The sequence below is a fragment of the Streptomyces aurantiacus JA 4570 genome, assembly GCF_000414115.1.
Classification (GTDB): domain Bacteria; phylum Actinomycetota; class Actinomycetes; order Streptomycetales; family Streptomycetaceae; genus Streptomyces; species Streptomyces aurantiacus_A.
In genome coordinates this window covers 1-23,870 of record NZ_AOPZ01000017.1, presented here as the reverse complement: position 1 = coordinate 23,870, position 23,870 = coordinate 1, and the positions used below count along the sequence as shown (strand labels likewise).

Below are 23,870 nucleotides of genomic sequence, written 5' to 3'. Positions count from 1 at the left end.
ATGTTCTGAAGCACTCGATTCAAAACGAGGGCGCGATGAAGGCGCTCGGTAACGGAGGCGCCCCGTCAGGGGCGCGGGGCTCTGTCTATTTGCGGCTCCGCCGCGTGGGCGCGGGCTCCGCCGCGTGGGCGCGACCAGCCCAGGCACCGCCGCAGCCGACCGAATCGCTCAAGCGGCAGTAACGGCGTACTCCGTAAACACACCGCACGCGGTGAACCCAAGGCGCCGGTACACCGGTTCCCCGTCCGGCGACGCCTGGAGGACGACGGTGGGAAACCCCGCAGCCCGGGCGGAGCCCAACGCGGCGAGGGTGATCGCCCCGCCATACCCACGGCGCCGCTCGCCGACGAGCGTGGAGACGTTGTAGACCCCGGCGACCCCCGCGTACAGAAACACCTCGGCGGTGCACACCGCACGGCCACCCACGTACCCGACGAGAAGCCGAGCGGGGCACCCGGGCGCAAGGACCTGCTCGGCCGCGTCCGCGTAGAAGCGCCGCACGGTACCGGCGGGCGGCTCCCAGTTCGCGGCGAGAACGCGGGCGTAGTCGGCAAGCTCCCGCTCGGTCCGGACGGGCCGGATGTCCAGGCCGTCGACGTGAGGCGAGGCCGGGGCAATGCTGAGGTCGGCCCACATCCCGACCTCCCTCTCGGAGGCCGGAAGCCCCGCCGCAGCGAGCCGCACCCCGAGATCGCCGGGCGCGGACGCGGGCCCCACCCACCACGAGAACGTGCGCCCCCGCGCCCGCAGTTCGCGGACGACCGCCGCGATCCGCGCGTCCGCGCTCTCGGCGGTGAAGCGTGCCGTGGCGACGATGTTGAAGGTGTCGTCGTCGATGCCGCTGTCCGCGACGAGCAGGTCGTCGGTCTCCGTGACGGTCGCGCCGGGCAGGCGGCGGTGCAGATGGCAGGCGTGCTCGGCGAGGTTGCTCTCCATGCGGGCGAGCAGCTCGGGCGGGGTGGGGGAGTGGTCGCTCACGCACGCATCATGTTTCATCCCGGCCCCCGCCTGTCCAACGAATTCCGCTGCTTAGGCTGTCCGGGTGGACCGGCGCCGGCTGAAGCTCTGTGTGGACGTACTGCTCGTGCTCGTGGCCGCGCTCATGGGGCTCGCGGCGAACTACGCGACCAGCCGGACCGACCACGTGCCGTGGGTGCTGCGGGTGTTGCGGGACTGGTCGCTGCCGCTGCTCGGCCTCGCGGTGCTGCTGCTCGTGGCCGGGCAGGTGTGGCTGCACCTGCTCGACCGGCCCGCACCAGCCCGCCCGGCGTGGGACTCAAGTCAGCCTCCCTACCCGGGGCTTGAGGCGTTCACCGAGGACGACGCGGGCGTCTTCTTCGGCCGGGACCGGGAGATCGCGGAGCTGGTGGCGCGGCTGCACCCGGTCTCGGCGGTGGCCGCCGCGCGCCGCTGCGTGGCCGTCATCGGGCCGTCCGGCAGCGGCAAGTCGTCCCTGGTGCGGGCGGGGCTGCTGCCCGCGCTGGCCGCGCGGCGGGAGCGGTGGGCGGTGGTGCCGCCGTTCGCGCCCGGGACGGACCCTGTGGCAGGGCTGGCTTCCGGTCTCGCGGCGGTGAGGCCGCTGCGGGAGTCGCACACGGTACGTGGCGGACGTACCGCTCCGGTCCTGCTGGTCGTCGACCAGCTCGAGGAACTGCTCACGCTGGCCGGGGAGCATGAGCGCGAGGCGTTCCTGGAGAGGGTGGCCGAGGCCCTGGAGGCCGACCCGCACCTGTGGGTCGTGGTCACGCTGCGGTCGGACTTCCTGACGGAGTTCCTGGAGACCGGGCACGCGGCGCTGGCCCAACAGCCCGTACTCATCGGGGCACTTGGGCGCACCGAGCTGTTCGAGGTGATCGAGAAGCCGGGGGAGCGGGCCGGGCTCGCCTTCCCGCCCGCGCTGGTCGCCCGCATGGTCGACGACACCGGCGGCGGCGACGCGCTGCCGCTGCTCGCGTACACCTTGCAGGCGCTGTTCCTGCGGGCGCGCGACCGGGGAGCGGTGACCGAGGACGACTACGGCCAACTCGGCGGAGTCGCCGGGGCGTTGTCCGACCAGGCCGACCGCATCCACGCGGAGCTGCGCGCGGCGGACGCGGGCGCGCCGGTGCTGCCGACGCTGCTGAAGTTCGTGTCCCTGGAGCACGGGGAGCCCACCCGGCGCCGGGTGGCGCGGGCCGACCTCGCGCCGGGCGAGCGGGCGGTCGCGGAGGCGTTCGTCGCGGGGCGGCTGCTCACCGGCGACGGGGACGTGCTCGACGTGGCGCACGAGGCGCTGTTCCGCCGGTGGGCGCCGCTGCGGGAGGCGGTCGCGGCCGGGGAGGAGACGCTGCGGCGGCGCACGGAGCTGGAACGGGCGGCGCGGGACTGGGCCAACGCGGGGTGGCGGGACGCGTATCTGTTCAGCGGGGAGCGGCTGGCGGTCGCGCGGCGGTGGGTGGACGAGGCGCCGGACGCGTTCGCGGGGGTGCAGCTGGTCGTCGACTTCCTCGACATCTCGGTGCAGCACGACTCGGCCGCGCTGGAGCGGATGGCTGACGCCGTGGCGCGCCGGGCCATCGAAGTCGCCCCGCGGGACCCGGAGTTGGCGGTCCTCGCCGCGCTGGCGGCCGTCGAGGAGTGCGCGCCGACTTCGGTCGCGCAGCAGGCGCTGCACGCGGCGCTCAACGTGGCCCATCGGCGCGCGGTCTTCCGGGGGCACGAGCAGGACGTCAACTGCGTGGCCTGGTCGCCCGACGGGACGCGTCTCGCGACGGCGTCGGACGACGGGACCGTACGGGTGTGGGACCCGGAGGGGCGGGCCGAGCCCGTTGTCCTCACCCGGGCCGGTGGCGGGGAACGGGTGCAGGCCGTCGCCTGGGCGCCGGACGGCGAGCGGATCGCGGCGGGGTCGCGGGACCGCACGATCACGGTGTGGGACGTGGGGACGCGGGCCGAGCTGGGGGTGTGCGTCGGGCACGACGCGCCCGTGGCGAGCGTCTCCTGGGCACGTGACGGCGTTCGGCTGGTCAGTGCTGCTACCGACCACGTCGCCCGTCTTTGGGACACGGGGACGTACGCAGGGACGGCTGTTCCGGTGGAACGCGGCCGGTTGGGGTGGAACGTGGCGTGGTCGCCGGACGGGCGTCAGATTGCCGCCTCATCGGCCGAAGGCGCCGTCGTGCTGTGGCGCCCGAGGGATCAGGCCGTTCGCCACCTCGCCGACGGAGGCGGCGCCGTCATGGCGCTCGCGTGGTCACCGGGCGGCGACCGCCTCGCCTCGGTGTCGGAAGACAGGAAGACCAGGGTCTGGGACGTGCGCCGGTGGTCGAGGGTGGGCATCCTTGAGCCCGCCCACTGTTTCACGACCCTGGAGCCTCTGAGCTGCGTCACGTGGTCCACGGACGGCGACCGCATCGCCGTGGGCGACGACCGCACCCTGCGCGTGTGGACCCTGGAAACCCGCGAGGAGCTGGCACTCGTCGGCCACGCCGACAGCGTCAACTCCGTGTCGTGGCAAGGCGACCGCATCGCCTCCGTGTCCCGGGACCGGACTCTGGCCCTGTGGGACCTCCACGCGCCGGGCGGTCAGCTCCAGACCCTGCGCGGCCACGAGGGCTCCGTCGTGAGCGTCGACTGGTCCCCGTCAGGCACTCACCTCGTCACCGGCGGCGTCGACGGAACCGTCAACGTCTGGGACGTGGCGGAAGGACGCGTGTCGGCGACGACACACACCGGCCAGGTGGGCGGTGCCGTGTTCTCACCCGACGGCACCCGGATCGCCGTCGCCGACCACAGCGGCCACGCGTTCCTCTGGCATCCGCCCGCGGTGACCGCGCTCGCCTTCCTGGACGGCCACCGCGAGGCCGTCACCTCCCTCGCCTGGTCCCCGGACGGCACCCGCCTCGCCACCACGTCCCGCGACGGCACCAGCCGTGTCTGGGACGCGAGCGACGGCCGCGAGCTCATGACGCTGATCACGGGGAGGTACTGGCTCGGCGGCGCCGCCTGGTCCCCCGACAGCCGCTACCTCGCCACATCGCTCACCGACAAGGCGTTCCGTGTCTGGGACGTCGAGCAGGGCACGGCCGTGGCGACCCTCGAAGGCCACACCGACTACGTGTGGCGCATGGCCTGGTCGCCCGACGGCCGCCGCGTCGCGACCGGCTCGCGCGACCGCACCGTCCGCCTCTGGGACCCGTTCGACGGCACGGAGTTGCGCACGATGACCGGCCACACGGACCGGGTGCAGGGTATCGGGTGGTCCCCGGACGGTACGCGCCTCGCCACCGCGTCCTGGGACCGCACGGTCCGCCTCTGGGACCCGGCCGAGGGCCGCGAACTCGCCGTCGTCGGCGTCCACGACGACCAGGTCAACGATCTCGTCTGGTCGCCGGACGGCAGTCGCCTCGCCACGGTTTCCCGTGACCGTACGCTCCGCATCTGGAACCCCACGACGGACCTGAACCCGCTTCTGGAGCGGGCCCGTTCCCGCGTCTTCCGCGACCTCACGGACGAGGAGCGGCGCAGCCTGCTGCTTCCTGCCCGGAGGCGTACGTGAGGAAGTCCGCCCACGCGGCGGGGCCCAGGGCGAGCTGGGGGCCCTTGGGGTTCTTGGAGTCGCGTACGTGTATGGCGGCGGGGCAGGGGGCGACTTCGACGCAATCGTCGCCGTCCCCGCTGCTGTAGCTGCTCTTGAACCAGGTCAGTTCAGTGGTGCTCATTGCGCTCCTCGCATCCGCTGCAGCAGGCTCACCGAGTCTTTGAGGGAGAGGGCCTGCGAGCGCATCCTGGCATACCGAGTCTGGAGCACGCTGATCTCTTTCGGGTCGGAGATGAGCTGGCCGTAGCGCTGCCCCTCGCAGTACGCGAACCACTTGTTGTCCGGGGTCTCTAGGAGCCGCATGGGGCCCGCCAGCCCGGCGTGGCTCTCGCTCACAAGCGGCATGACCTGGATCTCGATGTTGCGCCGCTCGGCCAAGCCGAGGATGTGGTCGATGAGTTCCAGGGCGACCGCAGAGCCTCCGATCCGCCGGTGGAACAGGTGCTCTTCGAGGATGAAGCTGTACGCCGTGTTCGGCCGCTCCGTGAGCAACGTCTGCCGCTCCAAGCGCGCAGCGAGCTGTGCTTCGACCTGTTCGTCGCGCAGCGGCGGAAGTTGGCCTGCGAACAGAGCATGTGCGTACGCAGGAGTCTGCAACAGGCCCGGAACCATCCGGCATTCGTACGTGTAGAGCGTGATGGCCTCCTGCTCCAACTGAGCCCACCGCTTGAACCACGACGCCAACCCCCGCTGTCGGGAAAGCTGATGCACCACCAACCGCAGCGTCCCGAACGCGTCCAGCGTCGCCTCCGACTGGTCGACGAACCGGGGCGGCGGAAACCGCCTCCCCTGCTCAATAGACGCAATGAAGTGCGCCGAGTACCCGATCTCAGGAGCCAGGGACTCCTGCGTGTACCCGGCCCGCTTGCGGAAACTCTTCAGAGCCGCACCGAAGGCCTTCAGGCCATCCGTCGGCTCGGGCTCATTCGTGCCAGGCGTGCTTGACGACATCACGGGTCTCCCCAGACGCTTGCGTACCGTTCCCCGCCAACGCGCCCATGCTCACGGACAGTTACCCGTACTGTCCACACTTCGCACCCGTACACTTACGGAGCGTACGAGTTCGGCCCCTGCCGCCGGGCGCCGTCGCAGGTCACGGTGGGCGCCATGCCAGCCCAGGTGCAAACCCCCACACCAGCACACACGTTCACGCAGCGCATCAGTGCCACCCCGCGCGGGGCCCGCCTCGCCCGCAGGCTCACGCGGTACCACCTCGACGGGTGGGGCATCCCGTACGACAGCGAACTCTCCGACGCGGTGGCCCAGGTGGCCGCCGAACTGGCCGCGAACGCGGCGACCCACGGCCGCGTGTCGGGCCGGGACTTCGCGCTGCGCCTGCTGCTCCTCGCGGACGGCGTACGTATCGAGGTGACCGACACCCGGACGGAGTGCCGCCCGCCGGAGAGACCTGAACTGCCGTCCCCGGACGAGGAGTCGGGCCGGGGCCTCGTCCTGGTGGCGGCCCTCGCCACCAGGTGGGGCGTCGACGCCCGCTCCGTCGGCAAGACGGTGTGGGCGGAGGTCAGCCCGCCCGGCGGCTGAGCACCCCCGCCTGGAAGCGCGACGTCGCCCCGAGCTCCGCCATCAGCGCGGCCACCCGCCGCCGGTACGTCCGCAAGGACATGCCGAGGCGGCGCGCGGCGGCCTCGTCGGTCAGCCCGGCCGCGAGCGCGGCGAGCACCGCGCGGGACTCCTCACCGAGGACGGGCGGGCGGGCGGCGGGCGCCCCCAGGCAGTCGGCGAGGTCGTCGGCGGCCTCCCACGCCGCGTACAGCAGGGACCGGACGCCCTCGACGACGACGGGCTCGCTGATCACCGTGTACGTGCGGGCGCCGCGCGCCTCGGAGCCCGCGAGGATCGCCACCCGCCCGTCGATGACGATCGCCTCGCGCGCGAGCGGCGCCGAGGAGATCCGCACCTGCGCCCCGGACGCGGCGATCCGGGCGAGGCGCCGCTCGGACTCGGGGTCGCCGAGGGCCTGCCGTGTGTACACCTTGCGCATCGCGAGGCCGTCCGGGCCGGGCCGCAGCCGGGGCCGCCGCCCGTCGTTGAAGACGGCGTTCGTCCCCGCGGACCACGTGACGAGATCCGTGGCCCCGCACAGGTACTCCGTGCGCGCCGACGCGATCAGGTCGCCGGCCCGCCGCACCAGTTCCGCCTCGCCGCGCAAGGTGACGACCGCCGCCGCTCCGCCGTGCTCCATGTCCCGTCCCGCCTCCCCGTTTCCGCGGGCTGGCAGCAACGTGCCACCCCGGCCCGCGCCGCCCGCCCCGCTCGCAGGATAGGGCCATGCCGAACGTGAACGACATCCACGCCTCCGCCGCCGGCCGCCTGCTCATCGGCGGTGACCTGCCCGTACAGCGCATGGGCTTCGGCGCCATGCGGCTGCCGAGCCGCACCTGGGACGGCCCTCCACACGACCCCGTCAACGCCCGCGCGGTGCTGCGCCGCGCCGTCGAACTCGGCGTCGACCACATCGACACGGCCGCCTTCTACTTCTACAAGGACCTGGCCGCCAACGACTTCATCCGCGAGGCCCTCCACCCGTATCCGGAGGACCTCGTCATCGCCACGAAGGTCGGCCCCGACCGCGACCGCGACCACAACTGGCTGACCCCCGCCGACCCGGCGAAGCTGAAGGCCGACGTCCACCGGAACCTGCGCCGGCTCGGCCGCGACCGGCTCGACCTCGTCTATCTGCGCTTCCACGCCGACGAGGGGCCCGGCAACGGCCGCTTCGAGGCCCTCGCCGAACTTCGCGAAGAGGGCCTCATCCGGCATCTCGGCGTCAGCAACGCCACGCCGGAACAGCTCGCCGAGGCCCAGTCCGTCGCGCCCGTCACCGCCGTGCAGAACAAGTTCAGCCCCGTCGACCGGGGCGCCGACGCGGTGGCCATGGTCGAGCTCTGCGCCCGGCAGGGCATCGCCTTCGTGCCGTTCTACCCGCTCGGCGGCACCGGCGCCCCGCACATCGAGGGGCTGCGGCGGGTCGCCGAGCGGCACGGCGCGACGGCCGCGCAGGTCGGCCTCGCCTGGTCCCTCTCCGTGTCCCCCGCGGTCCTCGCCATCCCCGGCACGTCCTCCCTCGACCACCTGGAGGAGAACATCGCCGCGGCCGCGCTCCGCCTCGACGCCGCCGACCTGGCGGAGCTCAGCGGCACCTGACCCGCACGGGCCCGCGTCAGAGGCCGAGCACGCGCGGGTCCGAAGCCAGCGCTCTGAAATACTCCGCGGGGTCCGGCACCATTCTGCGCTCCTTGAGGTCGAGCAGGCCGCCGAGGCCGGTGACCGTCGCGGCCACCGTGCCGTCCGCCTTGGTGATGGTCTGCTCGACCCGGAACTTCTTGCCCTCGCTCCACACGAACACGCAGTCCACCCGCACCTCGTCGCCCGCGCGCAGCTCGCTGCGGTACCGCACGGTGTTCTCCAGGGCCACGGGTCCGACGCCCTTGCCTATGAGGTCCTGCTGGTCGATGCCCGCCGCGCGCAGGATCGACCAGCGCGCGTGCTCCGCGTACTGCAAGTACACGGCCTGGTTGAGGTGGCCCTGGGAGTCCGTCTCGTACCCACGGACGGTGACGCTCACGGCGAACGGCTCGGTCACGGCTTCTCCTTCGAGTCGGTGCGATTGTCCACGGTCACGCGCGCCGCGGTGACGCGAGGGCGTACCGCCTGCCGGTGCGGGCCTCGGCGTGTTCGCTGACCTGCCAGCCGGCCCGCTCCAGGGCCGTCCCGCAGGCGCGCACGCCCTCGGCTGTGGGCTCGCGGACCGCGACGGCGTCCGGCTGCTCCGTCGCCGTCACGCGATAGCCCTCGCGGCCGGGGCGGGCCGGGGTGCGGCCCGCGGCCTCCAGGGCTATCGCGGCGGCCTGGGTGAGATGCGCGCGCTCCCACGCGCACGGTCTCTCCCGGTCGCCGTCCGGATTCGTCATCCGGCGCATCTCGACCAGGCCCAGCCACGCGTCGCGCACCTCGCGGGCCCGCGCGGGGCCGTCCTCGCCGAGCGGGGCCTCCTCCGTGCCCGTGCGGGCCGCGAACACGCCCCGCACGGGCTCCACGGGGGCCGTCTCCGGCGCCGCCCCCGCCGGCTCGTCCCGGACGCGGTGGCCCGCCGGCGTCAGGAAATACGCGTGCGGCGGGCGGGGGTGCCGGAACGCGAGCTGCAGCCGCACGAGTGCGGTGAGCTGCGCATCCGTCCCCGTCAGGCGGCCCGTGACCGGGTCCGCCGCGGCGATGATCCGCCGCTGCGCGGGCGTCGTCGGCTTGGTCATGGTTCCGATGGTGCCTCGTGCCACTGACAACGGGGGCCCGCGGGGCGGTGGGGCGCCGCCCGGGTCAGCGCACGGTGCCCGACGCCAGGTCCACGACCTGCTCCGCGATCAGTTCGAGCAGCGCACGGTCCGCGTCGGCGCTGGCGCGCTCGGCGGGGTTGCCCGGGTACGTGTCGAGCAGCACGTGGGTGGCGCCCAGCTCCTCCAGCGCCGTCAGGTCGGCGCGGAGCTGGTCCGCGCTGCCGTGGCCCAGCGGGCGCTCGGGGGTGTCCGGGTGCGGGGCGAGCCGGAGCTGGAGGCGCGGCACCAGCTCCGGCACCGTCCGTCCCGCCGCGTCCGCCGCCGCCGCGAGCCGGGGGAGCGCCTCGCGCAGGCCCGCGAGCGTCGGCATGAACGGGTGCCAGCCCTCGCCCAGGCGGCCCGCCCTGCGCACCGCCGCCGGGGAGTTGCCGCCCACCCACACCGGCGGGTGCGGGGGTGTCGCCGGGGCCGGGGCCGTGCGGACGTCCGTGTACGCCACGTAGCGGCCGTGGTACGTCGTCGGGTCGTCCGTCCACGCCGCGCGTATCGCCGCCAGGTACTCGTCCGTGATCGCGCCGCGCTCCCCGAAGGGGATGCCCAGCGCCTCGTACTCCGGCCTCGACCAGCCCACTCCCGCGCCCAGGATGAAGCCGTCCCTGTGCATGCGGTCGATGTTCGCCGCGAGGCGGGCCGTCTGGAGGGGGTGGCGGTACGGGATCACTGTGACCGTGGTGCCCAGGCGGAGGCCCGGGACGCGGCCCGCGAGGTGGGCCGCCAGCACGAACTGGTCGTAGAACGGGGCCGGGTATGCCTCGTGCACGTCCTGTGTCACCGCGATGTGGTCCGAGATCATCGCGAAGGTGAAGCCCAGGTGGCGGGCGGTGGTTGCCTGCTGGGTGAGGGTTTCCGGGGTCGTCCCCGGGCCGAAGTTGAGAAGATTTACGCCGTATCGCATACGTCGCAGTGTCCCTGATCGGCGATCAAGTGCGGGGGGTGGGGCGGGGGTTGTTCCCTGCCGGGCTTTCCCCAGCCCTACCCCTTCCCGGCTGTATCAATTTGCGGCTCCGCCGCGTGGGGGGGCTCCGCCCCCGGCAGGGCCCCGCCTCAGGGGCGGACGTTCCACGTGGCCAGGACCGGGCGGCCGTGTTCGTGGCTCAGGCGGCTCACGGTGCCTGTGGAGAGTTGGAAGTGGGCGCCCGCCGCGGGGGGCAGACCCAGGCGGCGGGCCGTCAGGACGCGGAGGTAGTGGCCGTGGGCGAAGAGCACCACGCTGCCCTCCGTGTTCGCGAGCGCGGCGTCGACCTTGGCGAGCATGCGATCAGCCCGGGCACCGACGTCCTCGGGGCTCTCCCCAGGATGCTCCGGCGGCCCAGCGGCCACCCCGTCGGTGAAGAGGAACCAGTCCGGGCGAGATCGGTGGATTTCGACGGTGGTGACACCTTCGTACGCCCCGTAGTCCCACTCGGCCAGATCCTCGTCCACCCGCGCATGCCCGAACCCGGCAAGCTCCGCGGTCTCGCGCGCGCGCACGCGCGGGCTGGTGAACGCGGCCTCGACGCCGTACTTCCCGATGAGCGGCGCGAGCGAGCGGGCCTGGTCCCGGCCGTGGTCGGTGAGAGGGACGTCCGACCAGCTCGTGTGCTGTCCGGACAGGGACCACTCGGTCTCTCCGTGGCGGACGAGGAGAAGATCACCCATGGTGTCGACGGTCCTGTTCTGGTCGGCGGAATGTCAGCTCCGCGTATGTATACGAAGCCCGGACGCTTAGCAGTACCCGCCTCGGGATAGCGATGTGCCCAGGCCATCCCCCAATTGAAGTCGAAGGGCATTCATCGTGCATCCGGCTCAGAAGTTCGGCGACAACCCCGTCGAAGTACGAGAAACCGGCCACTACACGGAGGAATACGTACCCAGCTTCGTGGAGAAGTGGGACTCGCTCATAGATTGGGAACGGAGGTCACGGAGCGAAGGCGACTTCTTCATCGACCTGCTGCGCAAGCGGGGCGTGAAGAGCGTGCTCGACGTGGCGACGGGCACCGGGTTCCACTCGGTGCGGCTGCTCGCCGCGGGGTTCGACACCGTCAGCGCGGACGGCAGCGCCGACATGCTGGCGGCGGCCTTCGCCAACGGCATGAAGGACGGTCACGTCATGCGCGTCGTCCAGGCGGACTGGCGCTGGCTCAACCGCGACGTGCACGGCGAGTACGACGCCATCGTCTGCCTCGGCAACTCCTTCACCCATCTGTTCTCGGAGCGCGACCGCCGCCGCGCGCTCGCCGAGTTCTACGCGATGCTCAAGCACGACGGCATCCTCGTCCTGGACCAGCGCAACTACGACGCCATCCTCGACGACGGCTACACCAGCAAGCACAAGTACTACTACTGCGGCGAAGACGTCTCCGTGGAGCCCGAGTACGTGGACGAGGGGCTCGTGCGGATGCGGTACAGCTTCCCGGACGACTCCGTGTACCACCTCAACATGTTCCCGCTGCGCAAGGACTACACCCGGCGGCTCATGTCGGAGGTGGGGTTCCAGAACATCGAGACGTACGGGGACTTCCAGCACACCTACCGGGGCGAGCAGCCCGACTTCTTCGTGCACGTCGCGGAGAAGGAGTACCGCGACGACGAGGAGGACGAGCGGTACACCGGCGCGGTCGGCGTCGCCCGCAACTACTACAACTCCTCCGACGCCGACACCTTCTACGCCAAGGTGTGGGGCGGCGAGGACATCCACATCGGCCTCTACGAAGGCGCCGGCGAGCCCATCGCCGACGCCAGCCGCCGCACCGTCGAGCGGATGGCCGGCAAGCTCGGCCTCACCCGGGACTCCGTCGTGCTCGACCTGGGGTCCGGATACGGCGGCTCGGCGCGCTATCTGGCGTCGACGTACGGCTGCCGGGTCCTCGCGCTCAACCTCAGCGAGGTGGAGAACAAGCGCCACAAGGAGCTCAACCACGCCCGCGGCCTCTCCGGCCTCATCGAGGTCGTCGACGGGTCCTTCGAGGACATCCCCTACCCGGACGACGTCGTCGACGTGGTGTGGTCGCAGGACGCCTTCCTGCACAGCGGCAACCGCGCCCGCGTCCTGGAGGAGGTGACCCGCGTGCTGCGGCCCGGCGGGCAGCTCATCTTCACCGACCCGATGGCCGTCGACAACTGCCCGCCGGGCGTCCTGCAACCGATCCTCGACCGCATCCACCTGGACAACATGGGCTCACCCGGCTTCTACAAGCGCGAGCTGGAAGGGCTCGGGTTCGTGCCCTCCGGCGGAGGGCCCGCCGGACCGGGCGGAACCGGCGGATTCGAGGAGCACCGCGAGCAGTTGATCACGCACTACGCGCGCGTGCTCGAGGAGACCGAGCGACAGGAAGTACAGGGGCTGGCCGGCCAGGTCAGCCACGACTACCTCACGCAGATGAAGAAAGGGCTCGCCCGCTGGGTCGCCGCCGGGCGTGACGGGCACATCACGTGGGGCATCCTGCACTTCCGGCGCGGAGGGAGCGCCTGACAGGAGGCCGGAGCACCGGAGCACCGGGGCAGCGCCGACCGGCCCCGGTGCTCCGGCCCACGCGGGTCACTCCGCGCCCCCCGGCGGGCCACCGCCGCCGCGCTCAGCGCGGCCGCAGCTCACGCCCGCCGAACGCCCCCGTCCCGTCCGCCTGCTTCCACCACGCCTCCAGGCCCGCCTGGTCCAGGTCCCGCCAGCACGGCGTCTCCTCGACGAGGGCCCGGCCGAGCCGCCGGCCCAGGTCGACCATGGTGCGGCCCGCGACGGTGCGGTCGGTGTCGTACGACTCCAGGGCCTCCGGCCAGGTCGTCGCCGTGGCGATGGCGGACTCCAGGACCGTGGCGTCCTGCAGCGCCTTCACCGCGCCCGCGCCGGTGTGCGGGCGCGCGACCGTCGCCGCGTCGCCCGCGAGCAGCACCCGGTCCCGGGCGTAGCGGGGCGCCGTGAAGTCGTACATGGGCTGGAGGAACACCTCGCCCGGCGCGGTCGCGCGGACCAGGGCGCCCCAGTAGGGCGGCAGCAACTCGTCGGCCACGTACGCGAGATGGGCGCCGAGCGCGTCGGTGAGGCCGCCGGGCGGCAGGCTGGTGGGGTTGGTGAAGCCGAGGCCGGCGTCCAGGCCCGGGGGCGGCGCCGTGTACAGGACCCAGTTGACGCGGTGGCCGCCCGCGCCGTCCGGGATGCGGTAGACGATCACGTGCCCGCCGTCGAAGACGACGTACACGCTGTCCTCCGCGGCCCACAGGTGCGGATCGGAGAGACGGTCCTCGGGGTAGGCGCCGCGCCAGGCCAGATAGCCCGCGTACTCGGCGCCGAGGCCGGGGTGGGCGGCCGCGCGGACCATGGAGCGGTAGCCGTCCGCGCCGATCACGACGTCGAACCGCTCGGTGCCGCCGCCGGTGTCCACCTCCGCGCCGAACGGGCAGGACCGCACGGCCTCGACGGACGTGCCGGTGCGGAACTCCACGGACTCGGGCACCCGGCGCCGCAACTCGCCCCACAACGGGCCCCAGTTGTAGGTGCGGAACGGGAACGGCATCGCGCCGAGCTCCTTGCCGAGCGGGCCCGACGCCCGCTCGTCCCGCACGTACCAGCGGCGTCTGACGAGCTGCACCCAGGGCATGTCGGCGTCCATGTACCCGGCGGACTCCAGCTCCGCGTAGCGCGAGTTGTGCACCGCCAGGCCCACGCCCCGCTCCGCGAGCCGGCCCGCGGCCCGCTCGTACACCGTGATCTCGTCCGCGCCGCCACGGTGCGCCGCCAGCGCCATGGCGCACCCCGCGACGCTGCCGCCGACGACGGCGACCCTGCCTGAATGCATCATCACGCCATCCTGGCAGGCAAGATGACGTTCTGTCATGACCGCGATTCAGCGCGTGGCCGACACGCCCGACCTCGTGGCCATGGACACACCGCGGCCCGCGAAGAACGGCTCGAAGGCCGCCGGGGACAGCTCGGCGACGCGGGTGCCCGCGTCGATGCCCGACGAGTTGTGGAAGTGCAGGGAGCCGTCCGGCGCCCGCCCCGTGATCAGGACCAGATGCCCGCCCCGGCCCGGCGCGGGCCGCTCGGGGCGCCGGATCTCGAAGTGCACGGACACCATCACCGTCCGCCCCGCGTCGAGGAGCGGGACGATCTCGTCGAGCGTGAGGTGCCGGTGCACGGTCGCCTCCACGCCGTGCACGTCGCGTACGTACTCGGCGAACGGGGCGTAGATCAGCCCGCGGATCATGCCCCCGGCGTCCGGGGCGTCCTCGGTGTACGCCCCGTACTTCAGTGCGCCGTCGCGCAGCTCGAAGAGCGACGGCGCGTCCGGGCCGAGCGCCATCCGCAGGCATGCGATCCCGCAGAGATGGCTGCACCAGCGCGCGTAGTCCTCCAGGGTGGCGGCGCCCGACTCCCGCCAGGCCGGGTCGTCGGCCCGGTCATGACCCTCGTACACGATCTTCTCGACGAGGTCCGGCGAGGCGAACTGAGTGAGGGACGGGGTCCCGCAGGTGGTGCAGAGGCTCACCGACACGCTCCTGACTAGTGGCCTGGCCGCCGGGCCCGACTACTGGCGATAGCCGCTCAGGAAGCGGCCGATGCGGCTGATCGCCGCGTCCAGATCGTCAGCGTACGGGAGGGTGAGGATGCGGAAATGGTCGGGGCGCGGCCAGTTGAAGCCGGTGCCCTGGACGACCTGGATCTTCTCCTGGAGCAGCAGGTCGAGGACGAACTTCTCGTCGTCGTGGATCGCGTGCACCTTCGGGTCCAGGCGCGCGAACGCGTACAGCGCACCGCGCGGCTTCACGCACGAGACCCCGGGGATCTCGTTGAGCTTCTGCCAGGCGCGGTCGCGCTGCTCGTACAGGCGGCCGCCCGGGGCGGTGAGCTCGTGGATGGACTGGCGGCCGCCGAGCGCGGCCTGGATCGCGTACTGGGCGGGCGCGTTGGGGCACAGCCGCATGGAGGCCAGCATCGTCAGGCCCTCCAGATAGTTCCGCGCGTGCTGCTTCGGTCCCGTCACCACCAGCCAGCCGGAGCGGAAGCCCGCGACGCGGTAGGTCTTGGAGAGGCCGCAGAACGTCAGGACCACCAGGTCGGGGGCGAGCGCGGCGACGCTGTGGTGCACCGCGTCGTCGTACAGGATCTGGTCGTAGATCTCGTCGGCGAACACCATCAGGCCGTGCCGCCGGGCCAGGTCGAGGATGCCCTCGATGATCTCGCGGGGATAGACCGCGCCCGTGGGGTTGTTGGGGTTGATGATCACGACGGCCTTGGTGCGGTCGGTGATCTTCGACGCCATGTCGTCGAGGTCGGGGTACCAGTCGGCCTGCTCGTCGCACAGGTAGTGCACGGCCTTGCCTCCGGAGAGGGTCGTCACGGCCGTCCAGAGGGGGAAGTCCGGGGCGGGGATGAGGACTTCGTCGCCGTCTTCGAGCAGGGCCTGTACGGCCATCGTGACCAGCTCGGACACGCCGTTGCCGAGGAAGACGTCGTCCACGGAGAGGTCGTCGAGGCCGAGCGCCTGGTAGCGCTGGACGACGGCGCGGCGGGCGGAGAGGACGCCGCGCGAGTCCGTGTAGCCGTGCGCGCCCGGCAGCATCCGGATCATGTCCTGGACGATCTCCTCGGGCGCCTCGAAGCCGAAGAGCGCGGGATTGCCGGTGTTGAGGCGCAGGACGCTGTGGCCCGCCTCCTCCAGGGCGTTGGCGTGCTCGATGACCGGGCCGCGGATCTCGTAACAGACCTCGCTGAGCTTGCTCGACTGCCGGAACTCCATGCGGTGTGCCTCCCGTGGCGTGCGTTACTTGGTTTTACCAAGTCGCCGCTTGGAAAGTCCAACAACTTGTCTAGACTGCGACGCATGCCACCTCGACCGTCGACTCGTCCGCGCCGAAGCTACGACCAGTACTGCGCCGCCGCCCGCGCCCTCGACGCCGTCGGCGACCGCTGGACCCTGCTGATCGTCCGCGAACTCCTCGCCGGGCCCCGCCGGTACACCGACCTGCACGCCGATCTGCCCGGCGTCAGCACGGATGTGCTCGCCTCGCGGCTCAAGGACATGGAACAGGGCGGTCTCGCGGAGCGCCGCAGGATGCCGCCGCCCGTGTCGGCGTACGTCTACGAACTCACCGACCGGGGCCGCGAGTTGCTCCCCGTCCTGCGGGCGCTCGCCGTCTGGGGCGCCCCCGAGCTCGCCGAGCGCCGGCCCACCGACGCGGTGCGCGCCCACTGGTTCGCGCTGCCGCTGCGCGCGCACTTGGAGTCGCTCGGTTGGCAGGGGGTGGCTGAAGTCAGCCTGGACGAGGGGGACTTCCATGTGCGCGTGGGCGGTGACGACGAGGTCGTGTTCGGGGAGGGGCCCGCCCCCGTCGAACCGGACGCCCGCATGTCGCTGGACGCGGTGACGGCTGTTGAGCTCGGGCGGGGTGTGCTCGCCGTCGCCGACGGGGTGCGGGCCGGGCGTATCACCGTGACCGGCGAGGGCGCCTTGGCCAAGGCGCTGCGGGAGGGGACATAGCCTGTCCGGCGTTTGAGGACGAGGCGCGGAGTTTGAGGACGAGGCGCGGAGCGCCGACCAGGGGGAGAGGGGCGCAGCCCCATGGTCGGCGGGTCCTCAGGCGCCGGAAGGCGCCCTGCCCCGGGCGAGGGTGTAGCCGCCCACGCCCGCCAGGGCGGCCAGGACGCCGCCCGCGGCCGTCCACGCCCAGCGGTCCGTCCACCAGCCGGAGGCCCAGCCGTCCTCGGGCTCGGCGGCGGACAGCGCGGCGCGTTTGCCGGGTACGAGCGGCGCGCCCAGCGTGCCGTCCACCGCCGCCGCGCCGCCGATGTCCTTCGACGTGGCCTTCACCTCGGCGGTGACGGGCAGGCCGAGGTCGGCGGTCTCCACGCCCGTCGCGGTCAGGCGCACGTAGTACGTGCCCGGCAGCGGGTCGTTGGCCCACGGCTCCGACCACGCGCGCACGGTGCGCAGCGTGCAGGCGAGGTCGACGGAGGCCGCGTCCTTCGGCGCCGTGCGCGCCTGCATGCCGTACATGCAGGACTGACGGCGCCTCAGCCCGTCGTACACATCGATCCGCCACGTCGTGCCGGCGTGCCGCGACGCCGACGCGGGCAGCTTCACGGTCGCCTCGACGGTGGGCCGCTGACCGGCGTCCGCCGGGAACGACCAGTAGAGGTAGTCACCCGTCGAGGCACTCGCCGTGGCCCTGTCGCCCTGCGCGATCTCCGTCGCCGTACGGAAGGAGGTGCCCGCGTCGGCGGGGCCCTTGCCGTCGTCGCCGGAGGCGGCGAACGCGGCGCCGGAGGTGAGCAGCGTGGTGAGGCCCAAGAGCCCGGCCAGCGCCGCCAGTCGCTTCGTACGCATCAGTTCGTCCTCCAGACGGCGACGCGCCACCGCGACAGCCAGCCCCACAGCAGTCCGCCCACGAAGCCCGTGAGCACCAGCGCGCCGAGCAGCCACCAGCCGCGGCCCAGGCCGAACGCCGCCGCGTCGGAGGCGTCGTCGGGCGCGTCCACGACGTCGACGGCCAGCTCGACCGGCAGACCGGGCTTCGACTTGGCGTCGGCGAAGGCAGTGGCGGAGGTGGCGGAGTAGGAGTGGGAGACCTGGAGGCAGACGGTCTCCGTCCGGTCCTCGTCGTCCGCGCCGTCTTCGTCGTCGCGCTCCGGCTTCGGATACCGCAGCCCCGTCGAGATGGCGTCCGTACGCCCGTCACCCGCCTCCGAGCCGCGCACGATCTCGCGGTGGTGCTTGGTCACGGCCCGCATCAGCACGCCGTAGTCGTTGTTCACGGCCCGGTCGGCGCCGACGCTCACCGAGGCGCGCAGCTCCTGGCCCGGTTCGACGTCCACGCGGTACCAGCGGTGCTCGCCGAACTTCGCGCGGTCGGCGTACAGGCCGGGCTTCAGCTCCGGCGCGGCCGAGCAGCTGTCGGCGCCCGAGACGGCCACGGGCTTGACGACGGGATCGGCGGCGCGGTCCACCAACTGGCCCACGCGGTCGGAGAGTTCGTCGGTGTGCTGGATGGAGGTGTAGGTGCCGCCGGTGGCCTCCGCGATGCAGCTGAGCTGCTTGCGCATCTTGGTGTTCGGCACCAGGCCGAGCGTGTCGATGGTGAGGTCCACGCCCTGGGCCGAGATGTCCCGCGCCACCTCGCACGGGTCGAGCGGCTGGCAGGTGTCCTCGCCGTCGCTGATGAGGACGATGCGGCGCGAGCCCTCACCGCCCTTCAGGTCGCCGGCCGCCTTCAGCAGGGCCGGGCCGATCGGGGTCCAGCCGGTGGGCGACAGCGTCGCGACGGCGGTCTTGGCGTCCCTGCGGTCCAGCGGGCCGACGGGGTAGAGCTGCTCGGTGTCCTTGCAGCCGGTCTTGCGGTCGTCGCCGCGGTAGTTGGCGCCGAGGGTCCGGATGCCGAGTTCGACGTCCTCGGGAGTGGCGTCGAGCACCTCGTTGAACGCCTGCTTCGCCGCGGCCATCCGGCTCTTGCCGTCGATGTCGCGGGCCCGCATCGAACCGCTCACGTCGAGCACCAGCTCGACCTTCGGGGCGGCCTCCGCGTCGCGGTCCGGTTCGTCGTCGGCGTACGCCGTCACGGGCGAAAGCCCCATGCTCAGGCACGCGATCAGGGCGCAGAGCCCCGCCGCGAGCCGTTTTCTGATGATCATCACCGGATCTTATGGATCAAGGTCCGGGTGTTCCAAAAATGGCTTGCGGGGGGCGGTTAGGGTTACTGGTGTGCTGCGAGAAGTGACGACTGTCCGGTATCTGGAACCCCTGCGGTCGGGCGGCTCCGTGCCCGGCGTCGTCGAGGCCGACGACCTGGGGACGTACGTCCTGAAGTTCACCGGCTCCGCGCAGGGCCGCAAGGCGCTCGTCGCCGAGATCATCGTCGGCGAGCTGGGCCGCCGCCTCGGCCTGCGCGTGCCCGAGCTGGTGCTCGCGCACTTCGACCCGGCGGTCGCCGCGCACGAGCCGCACGCGGAGGTGCAGGGGCTGCTGCGGGCCAGCGCGGGCCTGAACCTGGGCATGGACTTCCTGCCGGGTGCCCGCGACTTCAGCCCGGAGTCCGACCTGTCCGACCTGGACGTCACCCCGCTGGAGGCGGGCAAGGTGGTCTGGCTCGACGCGCTCACCGCGAACGTCGACCGCACCGTGCACAGCTCGAACCTGATGGTCTGGCCCACCTTCGGCGTCCACGAGCCGCGGCTCTGGCTCATCGACCACGGTGCCGCCCTGGTCTTCCACCACCGCTGGGACGCCGCCACCGTGCTCGCCACCGCCGAGAAGGCGTACGACTTCCGCCAGCACGCGCTCGGCCGCTACGGCCCGGACACCGCGGCCGCCGACAGGGAACTGGCGCCCCGCGTGACCGAGGACCTCCTCCACGAGATCGCCGCGGAGGTCCCCGACGCCTGGCTCACCGACGAGCCCGGCTTCGCCTCCCCCGGCGAACTCCGCGAGGCGTACGTCACCTTCCTCGCCGCCCGCGCCCGCGCCTCCGCCGCCTGGCTCCCCACGGGCTTCGCGTCCCGCGCGCAGCTCGCCGCCGAGGACGCGCTGCGCGCCCGGGCCACGGAGGCGGGCCGCCCCGCCTGGCTCAAGCGCGTCCCGAACCTGCACGGCAAGCCGGACCCACGCCCCGCGAAGAGGTACCCATGAGCCACCGCGCAGAGCGCCCCGTAGGGGCGCGGGGCTGCTTCCATGTGCGGCTCCGCCGCGTGGGCGCGACCAGCCCCCACCGCCCCGCAGCCGAGACGCGTCCCGCAACCCCAGCGGCGCTACCGCAACCGCTCGTACGCAGGCAGCGTAAGGAAGTCCGCGTAATCCGCGTCCAGGGACACCTGGAGCAGCAGATCGTGCGCCTCCTGCCACTTGCCCGCCGCGAAGGCGTCCTCGCCGATCTCCGCACGGATCGCGGCGAGTTCGGCGGCGGCCACCTCGCGGGCGAGGTCGGCCGTCGCGGTCCGGCCGTCGTCGAAGACGACGCCCGCGTTGATCCACTGCCAGATCTGGGAGCGGGAGATCTCCGCGGTGGCCGCGTCCTCCATGAGGTTGAAGATGGCGACGGCCCCGAGGCCGCGCAGCCATGCCTCGATGTAGCGGATGCCGACCTGGACGGCGTTGACGAGGCCGTCGTACGTGGGCTTCGCGTCGAGCGAGTCGATGGCGATCAGGTCGCCGGCGGCGACGGACACGTCCTCGCGCAGGCGGTCCTTCTGGTTCGGCTTGTCGCCTAGGACCTTGTCGAAGGACTCCATGGCGATCGGCACCAGGTCGGGGTGGGCGACCCAGGAGCCGTCGAAGCCGTCGCCCGCCTCGCGGTCCTTGTCGGCCTTCACCTTCTCGAAGGCGACCTTGTTGACCTGCTCGTCGCGGCGGGACGGGATGAACGCCGCCATGCCGCCGATCGCGTGCGCGCCCCGCTTGTGGCAGGTGCGGACGAGGAGTTCGGTGTACGCGCGCATGAAGGGCGCCGTCATCGTGACCAGGTTGCGGTCCGGCAGGACGAACTTCTGGCCGCCGTCACGGAAGTTCTTGACGATGGAGAAGAGGTAGTCCCAGCGCCCCGCGTTCAACCCCGAGGCGTGGTCGCGGAGTTCGTAGAGGATCTCCTCCATCTCGTACGCCGCCGTGATCGTCTCGATGAGGACGGTGGCGCGGACCGTGCCCTGGGGGATGCCGACGTAGTCCTGGGCGAAGACGAAGACGTCGTTCCAGAGGCGGGCCTCCAGGTGCGACTCCGTCTTCGGGAGGTAGAAGTACGGGCCCTTGCCGAGGTCGAGCAGGCGCTGCGCGTTGTGGAAGAAGTACAGGCCGAAGTCGACGAGCGCGCCCGGGACCGGGCGGCCCTCCTCGTCGGTGAGGTGACGCTCATTCAGGTGCCAGCCGCGCGGCCGCATCACGACGGTGGCGAGTTCGCCCGCGTCCTTCAGGGCGTACGACTTGCCGGTGCGCTCGTCCGTGAAGTCGATGCGGCGCTCATAGGCGTCGGTGAGGTTGAGCTGGCCGAGGATCACGTTCTCCCACGTGGGGGCCGAGGCGTCCTCGAAGTCGGCGAGCCAGACCTTCGCGCCGGAGTTGAGCGCGTTGATCGTCATCTTGCGGTCGGTGGGGCCGGTGATCTCCACTCGGCGGTCGTTCAGGGCGGCCGGGGCGGGGGCCACCTTCCAGGAGTCGTCCGCGCGGACGGCGGCGGTCTCCGGGAGGAAGTTCAGGGTCGAGGTGCGGGCGATCTCGGCGCGGCGCTCCGCGCGGCGGGTGAGGAGCTCGTCACGCCGGGGCGTGAACCGGCGGTGCAGCTCGGCCACGAAGGCGAGGGCCGCGGGGGTGAGGACCTCTTCCTGCCGGGGCAGGGGCTCGGCGTCGACGATGGCCAGCGGGGACGGCGCTGGTGCGGACATGAGCTGTCACTTCCTTCAGCGGGCTTGCGGCCCCGCGGCACGGCACGGAGTGCCGCGGCGCCGAGATACGGCTGCGGGCGCCGTCTGACGTATCGGGCGCTTCTGAGCAGTGGATACTAGTTTCCTCATGGTGGAAGTTCAATGGTTTGTTGACGTCGAGATTCTCCTCGTCGACAGAACGTGGCGCTGAGTGCCATGCCTGTCACTCCAAGTGGACCAGCTCACTCCAGTCGCTCCAAGTCGGAGAACGTGTCGATGTCGTACGGCTCGGCCACGTCGCCGCACTCGACGGCCGTGACGGCGGCGGCGTGCTCCTTCAGGTAGGCGCGGGCCCCGCGGTCGCCCGTCGCGCTCGCCGCGATGCCGTCCCAGTGGTCGGCGCCGAACAGCACCGGATGGCCGCGCTCGCCCGCGTACGCCGCCGCAGCGAGCGTCCCCGGAGAGCGGTACGCGGCAAGGACCCGGGCCACCGCCTCCGCGCCGATGCCCGGCTGGTCCACCAGGCACACCAGCGCCGCGCCCGCGCCCGTCCCGCGCAGCGACGCCAGGCCCGCCCGCAGCGAGGACCCCATGCCCTCGCGCCAGTCCGGGTTGTCCACGAGCACGCACCCGGGCAGCGTCGCCCGCTCCCGTACGACATCGGCGGTGGCCCCGAGCACGACGTGCACGCCGGCGCACCCGCCGTCCCGCAGCGCCCGCGCCGCACGCTCCACGAACAGCTCGCCGCGGTGCTCCAGAAGGGCCTTCGGGCAGCCGCCGAGGCGCCGCCCGCCGCCCCCGGCAAGGAGCAGCCCGACGACCTCTCCGGAGGCGGTGGGGACGGAAGGTGACAGTGATTCGGTCATGACTCTTGCTTACCGCATGGGATCTGGGGACCCTGTTCCGGCCGGGGGCGTGGCCGAAAGTGGCGCCCGCGTCGCTGCGTGGCCCCCACCGCGCCCGCGCCCTTTCGGCGTCCGGCCGCCGCGGCGGGTCCGCCCGGGCCCGTCCGCGTACAGGCGCACACAACGACGTGCGAGGGGGAGAGCTGTGTTGCGGAGCGTTGGGCAGAGAGCGGTGACGGGAAGCTTCGAGGATCCGCGGGTGACGGAACTGCGGGCGGCCGTGTCCCGGCTGCGCCGTCAACTGGCCGCGTATCCGGGGGAGTTCCCCGACCGGGCGATAGCGGAGGACGAGTTAGCGGCACTCGCCGCGATGGCCGCGACGGGCGAGCCCGAGCCCCGCCGCCTGCGCCGCTCCCTGCTGCTCGTCGCGAGTTCGATCGGCTCGGTCAGTGCCCTGGCCGGTGCCCTCGCGGGAGTCCGGGGAGCGGTCGAGATGTTCGGGGAGTCGGGGGAGCCGCCGCATCCGGGGTGATGCGGCGGCTCTCGCGCGTGCGGCGGCCGGGCGGCTCCCGGAGGCGGGTCCGCGCGGGCGGCGGCGGGGCGGAGTGCGGGCGGCGGCGGGGCGGAGTCAGGCCACCCAGTCGGCGTGGCGCGGGTCGGCCCCGCCCGCCGCGTCCGGGCCGGAGGCGAGCGCGGCGGCCAGGCGGGGGGGAGCGCGGCGGCCAGGCGGGCGGCCGCCTCCTCGTACAGCTCGGGCGCCAGCGTGAACGGGATGCGCAGCCGGTGCTCATGGGTGCCGGGGTCCGCGCCGAAGCGGGAGCCCCCCTCGATGCGGACGCCGTGCCCGAGCGCCGCCCGCGCCAGGGAGGACGCGATGGGCGCGCCCAGGTCGACCCAGAGGGACAGGCCGCCCGGCGGCAACACCCAGCGCCACTCGGGCAGTTGACGGGTCAGCGCGGCGGCGAGCGCGTCGCGGGAGGCCCGCAGCCGCGGCAGCCGCTCGCCCAGCACCTCGTCGATGCCGCCCATCAGATGCAGCGCCACCAGCTGCTCGAGGACCGGCGTCGCCATGTCCGACGGAATCCGCGCCATGGCGAGCTCCGTGATCAGCCGTGACCCCGCCCGCACCCAGCCGATCCGCAGGCCGCCCCAGTGCGACTTGCTCAACGAGCCCACCGTGACGACCTGTTCGGCCACCCCGTGCGGTGCCAGCGACGCGAACGGCGGGGGCGACGGCACGTCGAGGGCGATGTCCGCGACCGTCTCGTCGATCAGCAGCCAGGTGCCGGTGGCGCGCGCCGTCTCCAGGATCCGCACCCGCTGCTCACGCGCCATCAGGGCGCCCGTCGGGTTCTGGAAGTCCGGTACGAGATAGGCGATGCGCGGCGCGGCCTGCCGCAGCGTCGACTCGACCAGGGCGGTGTCCCAGCCCGCGTCCGTCACCGGCACGGGCGCCGCGCGCAGCCCCGCGCGGCGGATGGCGTCCAGAGCGTTCGGGTACGAGGGGTTCTCCACCAGGACGCGGTCGCCGGGCCGGCCGAGCAGCGCCAGGATGAGCGAGATGGCGTGCTGCGAGCCCGTGGTGATCAGGATCTGGTCGGGCAGGGTCGGAAGGCCGCGCCGCGTGAACCGCGCCGCCACCGCCTGCCTCAACTCCGGGATGCCGTACGGGTGGTAGCCCGCCGTGGGGGCGTGCGCGGGCAGCATGGCGGCGGCGGCCGCGACCGCCTCGCCGAGCTGGGCCGCGGGTGCGGCGGGCGCGGCCACCGCGAGGT

Annotated in this window: 22 protein-coding genes and 1 pseudogene; 7 read left to right on the top strand and 16 right to left on the bottom strand. The window is 72.7% G+C overall.

Going from position 1 to position 23,870, the window contains the following annotated elements; all coding sequences use genetic code 11:
• Window positions 1-168: 168 nt before the first annotated feature.
• Entirely contained in the window at window positions 169-936 is a 768-nt protein-coding gene (locus STRAU_RS01995) for a GNAT family N-acetyltransferase (protein ID WP_037657134.1), read from the bottom strand.
• A gap of 106 nt (window positions 937-1,042) precedes the next feature.
• Here STRAU_RS01995 and STRAU_RS01990 point away from each other — a divergent pair, with 106 nt between their 5' ends.
• Window positions 1,043-4,537, top strand: a complete 3,495-nt coding sequence (locus STRAU_RS01990) for an nSTAND1 domain-containing NTPase (RefSeq protein ID WP_016638536.1) — start codon at window positions 1,043-1,045, stop codon at window positions 4,535-4,537.
• On the opposite strand, the gene STRAU_RS39855 is transcribed toward STRAU_RS01990, so the two are convergent.
• Together STRAU_RS39855 and STRAU_RS01985 are read right to left on the bottom strand one after the other, a co-directional pair.
• A complete protein-coding gene (locus STRAU_RS39855; protein ID WP_078620919.1) occupies window positions 4,485-4,700 on the bottom strand; it encodes a DUF397 domain-containing protein in 216 nt (71 codons plus the stop codon). The genes STRAU_RS01990 and STRAU_RS39855 overlap by 53 nt on opposite strands.
• Window positions 4,697-5,530: a helix-turn-helix domain-containing protein gene (locus STRAU_RS01985; protein WP_052028918.1), complete on the bottom strand. Its 834-nt coding sequence runs from the start codon at window positions 5,528-5,530 to the stop codon at window positions 4,697-4,699. The genes STRAU_RS39855 and STRAU_RS01985 overlap by 4 nt, the downstream gene beginning before the upstream one ends.
• A 156-nt stretch (window positions 5,531-5,686) precedes the next feature.
• Here STRAU_RS01985 and STRAU_RS01980 point away from each other — a divergent pair, with 156 nt between their 5' ends.
• On the top strand, window positions 5,687-6,121 hold the full coding sequence (locus STRAU_RS01980) for an ATP-binding protein (protein WP_037657084.1): 435 nt from the start codon (window positions 5,687-5,689) through the stop codon (window positions 6,119-6,121).
• Here STRAU_RS01980 and STRAU_RS01975 read toward each other — a convergent pair.
• Complete coding sequence (locus tag STRAU_RS01975) at window positions 6,102-6,782, bottom strand: hypothetical protein (RefSeq protein ID WP_016638533.1); 681 nt, start codon at window positions 6,780-6,782, stop codon at window positions 6,102-6,104. The two genes, STRAU_RS01980 and STRAU_RS01975, sit on opposite strands and share 20 nt — an antisense overlap.
• Before the next feature lie 86 nt (window positions 6,783-6,868).
• Here STRAU_RS01975 and STRAU_RS01970 point away from each other — a divergent pair, with 86 nt between their 5' ends.
• Complete coding sequence (locus STRAU_RS01970) at window positions 6,869-7,744, top strand: oxidoreductase (RefSeq protein ID WP_016638532.1); 876 nt, start codon at window positions 6,869-6,871, stop codon at window positions 7,742-7,744.
• A gap of 16 nt (window positions 7,745-7,760) precedes the next feature.
• Here the strand turns inward: STRAU_RS01970 and STRAU_RS01965 are convergent, their stop codons facing one another.
• The 4 genes from STRAU_RS01965 to STRAU_RS01950 form a co-directional block, all read right to left on the bottom strand.
• A complete protein-coding gene (locus tag STRAU_RS01965; RefSeq protein WP_016638531.1) occupies window positions 7,761-8,183 on the bottom strand; it encodes an acyl-CoA thioesterase in 423 nt (140 codons plus the stop codon).
• Between the two features lie 34 nt (window positions 8,184-8,217).
• Window positions 8,218-8,850: a hypothetical protein gene (locus tag STRAU_RS01960; protein WP_016638530.1), complete on the bottom strand. Its 633-nt coding sequence runs from the start codon at window positions 8,848-8,850 to the stop codon at window positions 8,218-8,220.
• A 64-nt stretch (window positions 8,851-8,914) separates the two neighbouring features.
• Window positions 8,915-9,826, bottom strand: coding sequence for a TIGR03619 family F420-dependent LLM class oxidoreductase (locus STRAU_RS01955; protein WP_016638529.1), 912 nt, complete (start codon window positions 9,824-9,826; stop codon window positions 8,915-8,917).
• 149 nt (window positions 9,827-9,975) lie between these two features.
• The gene (locus STRAU_RS01950) at window positions 9,976-10,569 is read right to left on the bottom strand and encodes a histidine phosphatase family protein (protein ID WP_016638528.1); all 594 of its coding nucleotides are present in this window, start codon (window positions 10,567-10,569) and stop codon (window positions 9,976-9,978) included.
• A gap of 136 nt (window positions 10,570-10,705) precedes the next feature.
• Between STRAU_RS01950 and STRAU_RS01945 the strand changes: the two genes are divergently transcribed.
• Window positions 10,706-12,382: a glycine/sarcosine N-methyltransferase gene (locus tag STRAU_RS01945; RefSeq protein WP_016638527.1), complete on the top strand. Its 1,677-nt coding sequence runs from the start codon at window positions 10,706-10,708 to the stop codon at window positions 12,380-12,382.
• A gap of 103 nt (window positions 12,383-12,485) precedes the next feature.
• Here STRAU_RS01945 and STRAU_RS01940 read toward each other — a convergent pair whose 3' ends face one another.
• Genes STRAU_RS01940 through STRAU_RS01930 form a run of 3 tightly spaced genes read right to left on the bottom strand, consistent with a single transcriptional unit; the run spans window position 12,486 to window position 15,647 of the window.
• On the bottom strand, window positions 12,486-13,703 hold the full coding sequence (locus STRAU_RS01940) for an FAD-dependent monooxygenase (RefSeq protein WP_037657130.1): 1,218 nt from the start codon (window positions 13,701-13,703) through the stop codon (window positions 12,486-12,488).
• Window positions 13,704-13,751: 48 nt separating this feature from the next.
• Window positions 13,752-14,402 carry a cysteine peptidase family C39 domain-containing protein gene (locus STRAU_RS01935; protein ID WP_016638525.1) on the bottom strand — a complete coding sequence of 217 codons (651 nt, stop codon included), beginning with the start codon at window positions 14,400-14,402 and terminating at the stop codon, window positions 13,752-13,754.
• A gap of 33 nt (window positions 14,403-14,435) precedes the next feature.
• Entirely contained in the window at window positions 14,436-15,647 is a 1,212-nt protein-coding gene (locus tag STRAU_RS01930; RefSeq protein ID WP_016638523.1) for a pyridoxal phosphate-dependent aminotransferase, read from the bottom strand.
• 84 nt (window positions 15,648-15,731) lie between these two features.
• On the opposite strand from STRAU_RS01930, the gene STRAU_RS01925 reads away from it, so the two are divergent.
• Window positions 15,732-16,388, top strand: a complete 657-nt coding sequence (locus tag STRAU_RS01925) for a winged helix-turn-helix transcriptional regulator (protein ID WP_016638524.1) — start codon at window positions 15,732-15,734, stop codon at window positions 16,386-16,388.
• A gap of 96 nt (window positions 16,389-16,484) precedes the next feature.
• On the opposite strand, the gene STRAU_RS01920 is transcribed toward STRAU_RS01925, so the two are convergent.
• Entirely contained in the window at window positions 16,485-17,234 is a 750-nt protein-coding gene (locus STRAU_RS01920; protein ID WP_052028919.1) for a hypothetical protein, read from the bottom strand.
• Complete coding sequence (locus tag STRAU_RS01915; RefSeq protein ID WP_037657080.1) at window positions 17,234-18,535, bottom strand: VWA domain-containing protein; 1,302 nt, start codon at window positions 18,533-18,535, stop codon at window positions 17,234-17,236. Before STRAU_RS01915 ends, STRAU_RS01920 begins: the two co-directional genes overlap by 1 nt.
• Window positions 18,536-18,605: 70 nt before the next feature.
• Here STRAU_RS01915 and STRAU_RS01910 point away from each other — a divergent pair, with 70 nt between their 5' ends.
• On the top strand, window positions 18,606-19,529 hold the full coding sequence (locus STRAU_RS01910) for a HipA family kinase (protein WP_016638520.1): 924 nt from the start codon (window positions 18,606-18,608) through the stop codon (window positions 19,527-19,529).
• Window positions 19,530-19,648: 119 nt separating this feature from the next.
• On the opposite strand, the gene aceB is transcribed toward STRAU_RS01910, so the two are convergent.
• Window positions 19,649-21,271: a malate synthase A gene (gene aceB, locus STRAU_RS01905; protein ID WP_016638519.1), complete on the bottom strand. Its 1,623-nt coding sequence runs from the start codon at window positions 21,269-21,271 to the stop codon at window positions 19,649-19,651.
• 221 nt (window positions 21,272-21,492) lie between these two features.
• Entirely contained in the window at window positions 21,493-22,116 is a 624-nt protein-coding gene (locus STRAU_RS01900) for a nucleotidyltransferase family protein (RefSeq protein ID WP_016638518.1), read from the bottom strand.
• Here STRAU_RS01900 and STRAU_RS44630 point away from each other — a divergent pair.
• Window positions 22,115-22,627, top strand: coding sequence for a DUF5955 family protein (locus tag STRAU_RS44630; RefSeq protein ID WP_397892049.1), 513 nt, complete (start codon window positions 22,115-22,117; stop codon window positions 22,625-22,627). The genes STRAU_RS01900 and STRAU_RS44630 overlap by 2 nt on opposite strands.
• Before the next feature lie 251 nt (window positions 22,628-22,878).
• Here STRAU_RS44630 and STRAU_RS01895 read toward each other — a convergent pair.
• A pseudogene (locus tag STRAU_RS01895) lies at window positions 22,879-23,802 on the bottom strand (aminotransferase-like domain-containing protein); the annotation flags it as partial.
• Window positions 23,803-23,870: the final 68 nt, after the last annotated feature.